We start from the raw sequence: 8,666 nt of genomic DNA, 5'->3' as shown, positions 1-8,666 counted from the left end.
GAAATTTTTCTTATATTCCTTTCGCTTTTTATAGTTTCATCGAGAACAACAGGGGCTGGATCAAACACTATTGACTGTGTATTTGGTATTCTTGTCATTAAATAATTTGCAATACCTCCACCTAAAGAATGCCCAGTAAATAATATTAGCTTATTTTCAAGTTTCTTATTTTTTATATAATCTGTTATTATTTCATAAGCTTTTCTATACTGTTTATTATTTTCTGAAGACAATTGTAAGTCATTATCAACATCTTTAAAATTAAATATACCTTCTGTTCCTCTAAACGATACTATTATCTCTTTTGATTTAGTTTCTAATATATAACCCTGTAGATTACTTTCAGGATCATTAATAAACATTTTAATTTCTAATCCTTTTTCTCTAAATTTTTTTCTAGTTTTTTTTTGCTCTGCAGCTATTTTCTTTTTCTTTTCTTCTTCATTTTTATCTTTTATTTTTTCACCGTATCGTTCATAAGCTAAATTAGCTATACCATTCAATTCATTAACAGTATATCCTTTAGTATCTATACCTGTGTAAACTTGCGAAGGATCTTTAACAAATATTTCTAAGTTTTTAGTTCTATCTATATCATTTATTCTTTTTCCTTCTATTTTATCTCTATATAAAATATTATTCAAAACATTTTTAACTTGTTTTTGAGTTAATCTCTTAAGTTTATTTTGTTGCTCTTTCGTTAAACTATCATAAAGTTTTTTCCTATCAGCATCGTTATATACAGGTACATAAGTATAATTTCTTAGTTCCCTCATTTCATCATTAGTTAATTCTATAGAATCTACATCTATCTTAGTATAATCTAATTTTACATCTTCTCTTTCATCTTGATTATAATGCAATGTATTTGTATCTACTTCCTTGTCATCATATTTCCATCTCTTTGTCTCATATGATATAAGTGGTTTCATATTTTTTAAATCTAATATATCTACATTATTCTTGTTAATATATAAGTTATTATCTTTATCTGTACTTGCATAAACTATTTCTCCTTTTTCATTTACTCTATTTTCTACAAATACTATATTTTTAAATTCTTTACCTCCAAGTAATCCTATTTGTCTATAATAACTTTTAACTATTTCAACCTTTTCTTCATCACTTGTCGCTTTATCTATTAATTCTTTATATCTTTGGACTTCTAAACCTGTTTCTGTATTTAAATTATTTTCAAATATTTCTTTTTGTGCTTCTTTAAAGAAATCAGCATTTTCTACATTTAATGTATCAATTGCCCTAACATATGCGCTAGGTGTATTTATTACATTTTTAACATCATTTACTAAATTATCCCTATTTTCCTTATGTATTAAATCTCCATTTAAATCATAATCTTCATTTCCTAGCTTTAATGATGTATTAGTTAACTTTCCTTCTAGTGTTGTTCCTATACTAAATCCATTTCCATCTTTTTCATAATTTAGTCCTATTCCACTTGTTCCTATACTTCCACCATAACTTAATGTATGTTCACTATCTTCTCTTTTATCTTCTTCTATCTTCTTACTTTGTATATCAAGATTTCCAACATTTAATATATTATCACTATATCTATTTTTTTCATAGTAATCATTCTGTACTTTTGCATTTGCATCAACTTTTGTTTGTTGAGTAACTACATTATACTCTACACCTATTTTTGCTCCTGCTGTTGTTATCGTTTGTGTTTCTTTACTTTCTCCTTTATTTAGTTTTAATACATCACTTTCTATCTTTAAACTATCTGCATTTATCTCTTGATTTGTTATACTTACACTATCTGCTATTAGCTCTATATTATTTGATTGTATTAATCCTTTTCTTGATAGTTCTTGTTCTTTCTTAATATTTGTATTATCTACACCTATACTTGCACCTATTGTTGCATCTATTAACTGTGTTGGATCTTTTGATATCTTTCTATTTATATCATGTACTGATGATAATATATTTCTTAAATCTCTAAATCTTTGGGTTATATTCCTATCTTTAGAACTTACACTTTCATATATACTTTTACCTAAATCTATTATTGATGATCCTAATCTTGCATTTACTCCTATTTCTAAATTAAATTCATTACTCTTTTCTGATATCTTATCTTTACTATCTAGTAGGTTTATTTCTTTTGATTTTAGTTTTAGACTTTCACTTGATATATCTGCATTAGTATTTAGTATATCACTTGATTCTATTTTAATATTTTTCCCTATTAGATTTGATTTTACTGATATATCTTGTTCTACTTCTTTATCTGTTTTATTAAATCTATATCCTGCATTTAGTTTTGCCTTACCATCTTTCAATACATCATTACTCTCTATATGTACATCTGATACTATCTTTGAATCATTAGTAGTTAGTTTTACTTTTTCATCAAGTATATCTACCTTATTAGCTTTTATTGATATATCTTCATTAGATAATAGATTAGATCCTTTTACTAATACTTCCTTACCTTTAATATTAATATTTCCTATTATATTAGTTGAATGATTAGTTTCTTTACTTTCATCTACTTTTTCTCTATTCCCAAATATTAAAACTCTATTTTCATCATAACTATGTCTTTCATCTCTAGTCTTATCTGATAATATATTTAGTTTATCTGAATTAATATCTATATTATCTGCTTCTATATTTGAGCCTTTTATTGTTGTATCTTTACTTTCTATATTGATATTTTTAGCATTTAGGTTTGAACTTAATACATCTTCTTTTATTATCTTTTCTTTTGATATATTAGAAAATATTAATCCACCATTATCTCTTGCATCTATATTTATTTCTTCTTTATGCTTTATACCTTCTATATTAATTTTATTAGCTTTAATATCTAAATTATTTAAAGCTTTTACATCTGCTCCTTGTATATCTATGTTATTTGAACTAAGTAATATATTATTAAATAATAGTTTTTGATCTCTTATACTTAACTTACTTGCATCTATTTTAATATTACTAGGTACTTGTTTTCTTCTTTCTATTTCTTCTTCTAATACTTTTAATCTATCTTCTGTATTTTTAGGTATATATCTTCTTACATCTATTTTAAAATTTGCTGATTTGTAAAAGTTTGATAACTTTGTAAACTCTGCTCTTTCTTCTATAGGTATATTAACAGTTTTATTATCTTTTTCTATTATTGTTTTTGTTGATGTTAATATATTTTCTTCTCTTACTGTTCTTTTATCTTCATCTTTAAAATTAACTATATCTGATTTTATTTGTATATCTTTTCCACTTAATATACTAGGTAAGGCTTTAATAGATTCTTCTCTTCCATCATTTAATGTTCTTTGATATGAGGCACTGTGTTCTATATTACAAAAAGCAAGCCCTAATCCCCAACATGTTCTATCTCCAGAATAAGTTAAAGTTTCTTTTCCATCTTGTAATAGAACACTTTCATTACTTATACTACTTGTATTATTAAATTCTTTTGAGTTAATATGTGTAGTATTAGCTCCTAATATCTTTCCATCTTTATTATTTACTACACCTTTACTATTTATTTCTATTTCTTTTCCACTTATTACTGAATAATTTGTTTCTTGATTACTTTGTTCTATTACTGCTTTTAGTGTCTTATTACCTTCTCTATCTTCTGTTAAAGTATATGAACCACTATAGTCTTCATTTAGACTCATTTTATCTTTATGTTTTTCCTTATACTCATCTATATACTTATTAAATAGGTATGAATATTTATCAAGACTTGAAAATATTCCATTTGTTGTTCCTGTTACTTCTACTTTAGGGGGAACTGGTTTTTTATATTTATCATTATTATTGTTATTTTCTTCTTGTTTTTCTTCTACCTTTAATAGTTCTTTTACTCCATAGAATTGACTTAAGGCTTTTTCTTTAGCTATAGTTGTTTCATTTCCTCTAAACCATCTAAAATCTTTATACTTATCTGATATATTTAACTTCCAATTATTTATATTACTTTCATCAAATACATCTCCATTTGCACTTATCCATTTCTTTATATATGTTCCATAACTTTTTACATTTCCTAAATTATCTAAGTTATTTGACTCTATATTTAATTTATTTGTTGCATATATTATTGATCCATTTCTATTTAATATATCTTCTTTTGCTTTTAATGATATATTATCACTTACTAATACCTTGTTATTATCATTTAATATATTCCTTGCTTCTATGCTTAGGTTATTATTTGCTATTATATTTCCCGCATTATTAAAATCTTCTTCTTGTGATATTTTTGTAGTATTTGATATTATTGCCTCTGTTTTTATTTGTGATTTTGATTCTATATCTACACTATCTGCTACTATACTTTTTACACCTATTCCTGATTTTGTTGCTATTATCCTTACACTATCTCCATGTATACTTCCAAGTATTTCTGCACTAATAGGTATACCTAGTTCTCCACTTTGTGTTTTTACTATTTCTACTTCATTTCCATCTATATTTACTATATTACTTCCTGTTACTAAGTTAATATTATTTCCTATTAGGTCTTTTTCTATTCTTGATACACCACTTAATATATTCAATGTATTTACATTATTTGTATTTAATTCTGTTAATGTTAATATTTCTTTATTGTTATTTATATTAATAGAACTAAGATTACCATCTTCTTTTACTCTTACTTCTCCTGTTGTTAATGTCATATTGTGTATATTAAAAAAATTAGCACCATCTAAAGTTATCCCGTTCTTATTTGATAATATTACATCAAGATTATTTTTAGTTAGTGCTTCTAATATCCCTTTTAATTCTGATTTATCTGTACTTGTTACACGTAGTAATGCTACTCTTGCAGGTGTAATCAAATTATTGTTTCTATTTATTATTCCTGCTATTCTTGTTCTTCCTATTGTTGTCGAATTATTTAAGATGGCTCCATTTTTATCTACATTGAATTTATTAAATGTTGAATCTGATATTCCTTTTTGTGATGGTGTTGATATGTTTATTACTTCTACTTCATTATTTGACCTTTCTACATATACATTTGTATTTCCATCTGGTGTTATTTCTGATAATGAATTAAAACCTAATATTAATGATAGTAAAATTGTCATTTTATTTATATATTTCATAAATTTATTCTCCTTTATATATATTTATTTTAATCTTAGTTATCTTCTTATATCATAGATTAAGGCGATAGTCAATAGATCATGTTTAATTAATGTCTATTGTGTGTTATTTAAATATGATAATTAATTATGGTATTCCTTATGCTTTACTTACTGATAAAAGAACTGTATTTGAGTATAAACTTAAATCTAATAAAAGTTTAGAAAATGATACATTTACTCAATATGCTTATGCTTGTCATATATTAGGTATTGATCTTAGAACTACTTCTTCCACTCAAGCAAAAGGGCGTGTTGAAAGAATATTTGGAACCCTTCAATCATTCCTTGTAAATGAATTGAGAATTAATAATATCAATGATATTGAAAGTGCTAATATGTTCCTACCACAGTTCATTGAAGCCTTCAATAACAAGTTCTCAATTAATATTAATAATACATTAAATGTGTTTCAAATGCAAGATGATATTGAAGAATTAAATTTAATATTATCTGTTATTAATACTAGAAAGGTCGATAAAGGTAATTGTATTAGATTTAATAATAAATATTATGCTTTTCTTGATAATAATGGTTTAAAGGTTTACCCTAGACCTTCTAATAATGTTTTAGTTATTAAATCTTTTGATAATAAGTTGTTTGCTAGTGTTGATGATAATATTTATTCTTTAGAAGAGGTTGAAAGAATTTCAAAGGTTTCTAATAACTTTGATGATGTGGTTGAAGTTAAAGTTAATAAAAAATATATTCCTCCTATATCTCATCCTTGGAAAAGAGAATCATTTATTAAGTATCTTGAAAAGAGCAAGAAACTTGAAACATATATTGATTATGTTTAATTTAAAAGTCCCTAAATTATCAAATTTTACTTTTAAATTTTAGGGACTCTTAATTTACTTTTTTTGAAACATTTTCGTTTTTAATTGACATACTATATAAAAAAGTTTATAAAAAATATTTATCTATTTCTATATCATATTTCAAAAATTTTATCTTATAACATTTAAGATAAAGTCTATCTTTAGAAGAATAATCACCATATTTATCATCTCCAACAATACTATAACCTAAATCTGATAAATGAACCCTAATTTGATGTTTTCTACCAGTTTTAAGGTCAATATCTATAAAAGCCATATTATTTTCTATCTTATACACCTTAAAATAAGTTAAAGAATCTAAACCTTTATTTGATACAATAACTTTATTATTTGTAACTAAAAGTTTTTTATTAGACATAAATTCATCATTTAATTTAAGATTTCCTTTTTTTACTTTAGCTATATATTTTTTTTCTACTCTTTTTTCCCTTATTTCTTCATTTATAAGTCTTAAAAATTTAAGATTTTTAGCTCCTATAACCAAACCTTCAGTTTTTATATCTAATCTATTTGAAAAATTAACATCTTGAGATTTAAAATATTCCTTAGCCATTTCGGAAAGTCCATATTCATGACCATCACCTTTATGCATTGCTATTCCTACCGGTTTATTTACAACAAATATATTTTCATCTTCAAATACTATCATTTCTTTTAATGAATTATTATATATTTTGACATTCTTTTTACTTTCAAAATTAATTTTAGCACTTTCCGGAAGATATATTTCATCTCCTTTTTGCAGTCTATAATTTTCCTTAGACTTTTTAGAATTAACTTTTATTTGACCTTTTCTAATTAAAGAAAATAAAATACTTAAACTTGTTTCTTCAGAATATTTCCTAATAAACTTATCTAATCTCATATTTTCACTATTAATATCTACTATATATTTCATATCTAATCCTCATTATGCATTTTTATACTTTGAGCCAATCCTATCATCATAAATGCTGATAAAAATGATGAACCTCCATAACTCATCAACAATAATGGTTTACCTGTAACTGGCACTAAACCTACTGTCATTCCTACATTTATTATTACATGAGCTAAAAATATTCCAGAAAGTCCATATAATATTATTCTTCCATAACTATCTACTATTATTTTTGATGTATTTATTAAAGACCATATTAGTAAAAAATAAAGTAAAAGAACACCAGTTGAACCAATAAATCCTATTTCCTCACCTATTACTGAAAATATGAAATCTGTTTGTGATTCAGGTAAAAACTTTAATCTACTCTGACTACCATCAAGATAACCTTTACCTGTAAGTCTTCCAGACCCTATAGAAATCTTAGACTGTGCAACATGCCAACCTTTATTTTTCAAATCTTTTTCAGGATTTAAAAAAGTTTCTATTCTTACTTTTTGATAATCATGAAGAACAAAGGTATATATAGGAGCTGATAAAATTAATAATGTTATGAATATCATAACTATTGGTTTCATATAAGCATTATATAATATCAATATACACAAAAATGAAAAGCAAAGTATAAGTGTAGTTCCAAGATCTGGTTGTAATAAAAGTAATGCTAATATCGGTATACCTGGAGCAAAAGATAATATTATATCTTTAAGACTATTTATACCATTTTTAAATCTTTTTACTATCCAAAAGGAATATATCATAATAAGAAAAATTTTAATAAATTCAGAAGGTTGTATTTGTATAAATCCAAAATCTATCCATCTTTTTGCACCAAGCTTTGTAACTCCAAAAAATTTAGTATATCCCAATGTTAATAAAGATAATATATATATATAATTTATATATTTTTTAGTTACTCTATAATCAAATAACATAATAAGTATCATTATTACTGTACCTATAATTATCCATAATATATTATTTTTTACATAACTAATATTTCTTGTAGCACTATAAACAAATAATGTACTAATAGTAACTAATAAATAAACAACAAATAATAGTAATTTATTAATTCTAGCTATTTTATAACTAAATTTATGTGAATTTCTTTTATCACTCACCATCTATATCACCAATTATACACATACTAAAATTATTTAATATTTCATTTATTTTATCATTTACTTCCTTTACACTAATTTTAGATAAAATATCTTCTATATCTTTATCAAGATATATTTTATAATACTTCCTATACATTGAAGAATATCTAAACGCTAACTTATAATTATCTTTAGATGAAGCTCTTGAAGATAAAATATAATTTTTAGTTTTTTCAAGTTCTCTTTCTGTAATTCCCTCATTTTTCATTTTTTCTATAACTTCATTTGTAACTTCTATAGCTTCATTATATTTATTTTTAGATGTTCCTATATAAATACCTAACCCATTTAATTCTTTAAAATTTATACCAAATGAATAAACTGAATAAGCCAGCATTCTTTTTTCTCTAATTTCTTGGAATAATCTTGAACTAAATCCATCTCCTAATATATACTCTACAATAGTTGTTACATAATCATTATATATATCAGTCTTATTATTATGTATTTTTGTCACCATATATATATTTAATTGATTTAATTCTTTTTTTATAGAAACTTGCTTATTCAATATATCATTTATAGGATATTTATCATCAACTTTAGTTTCTTTCATATTAACAAAATATTCTTTAATCATAGATATTAACAATTCTTCATCAAAATTTCCTGATATTGAAATTATCAAATTATCTCTAGTATATCTTCT

At 24.0% G+C, this 8,666-nt stretch carries 5 protein-coding genes; 1 reads left to right on the top strand and 4 read right to left on the bottom strand.

The window, feature by feature from the left end; translation table 11 throughout:
* Positions 1 to 5,090: two-partner secretion domain-containing protein (locus ACWYO2_RS03450; RefSeq protein ID WP_455515104.1), on the bottom strand; the 5,090-nt coding region annotated here is incomplete at its 3' end.
* A 92-nt stretch (positions 5,091 to 5,182) separates the two neighbouring features.
* On the opposite strand from ACWYO2_RS03450, the gene ACWYO2_RS03445 reads away from it, so the two are divergent.
* On the top strand, positions 5,183 to 5,929 hold the full coding sequence (locus ACWYO2_RS03445; protein WP_455515103.1) for a hypothetical protein: 747 nt from the start codon (positions 5,183 to 5,185) through the stop codon (positions 5,927 to 5,929).
* 106 nt (positions 5,930 to 6,035) lie between these two features.
* Here ACWYO2_RS03445 and ACWYO2_RS03440 read toward each other — a convergent pair whose 3' ends face one another.
* The 3 genes from ACWYO2_RS03440 to ACWYO2_RS03430 form a co-directional block, all read right to left on the bottom strand.
* Entirely contained in the window at positions 6,036 to 6,869 is an 834-nt protein-coding gene (locus tag ACWYO2_RS03440) for an RluA family pseudouridine synthase (RefSeq protein ID WP_455515102.1), read from the bottom strand.
* A gap of 2 nt (positions 6,870 to 6,871) precedes the next feature.
* On the bottom strand, positions 6,872 to 7,978 hold the full coding sequence (gene rodA, locus ACWYO2_RS03435) for a rod shape-determining protein RodA (protein WP_455515101.1): 1,107 nt from the start codon (positions 7,976 to 7,978) through the stop codon (positions 6,872 to 6,874).
* On the bottom strand, positions 7,968 to 8,666 hold a 699-nt coding region (locus tag ACWYO2_RS03430), incomplete at its 5' end, for a M16 family metallopeptidase (protein WP_455515100.1). The genes rodA and ACWYO2_RS03430, both read right to left, overlap by 11 nt.

This window comes from Pseudostreptobacillus sp., assembly GCF_977040545.1.
The sequence above is the reverse complement of the archived record's forward strand: the minus strand, read 5'-3'. Positions and strand labels throughout refer to the sequence as shown.

What these genes read in the sequence shown, in the direction of transcription:
- ACWYO2_RS03440 (WP_455515102.1), bottom strand. Translation starts at nt 6,869, where the DNA reads ATGAAATATATAGTAGATATTAATAGTGAAAATATGAGATTAGATAAG.
- ACWYO2_RS03445 (WP_455515103.1), top strand. Translation starts at nt 5,183, where the DNA reads ATGTCTATTGTGTGTTATTTAAATATGATAATTAATTATGGTATTCCT.
- rodA (WP_455515101.1), bottom strand. Translation starts at nt 7,978, where the DNA reads ATGGTGAGTGATAAAAGAAATTCACATAAATTTAGTTATAAAATAGCT.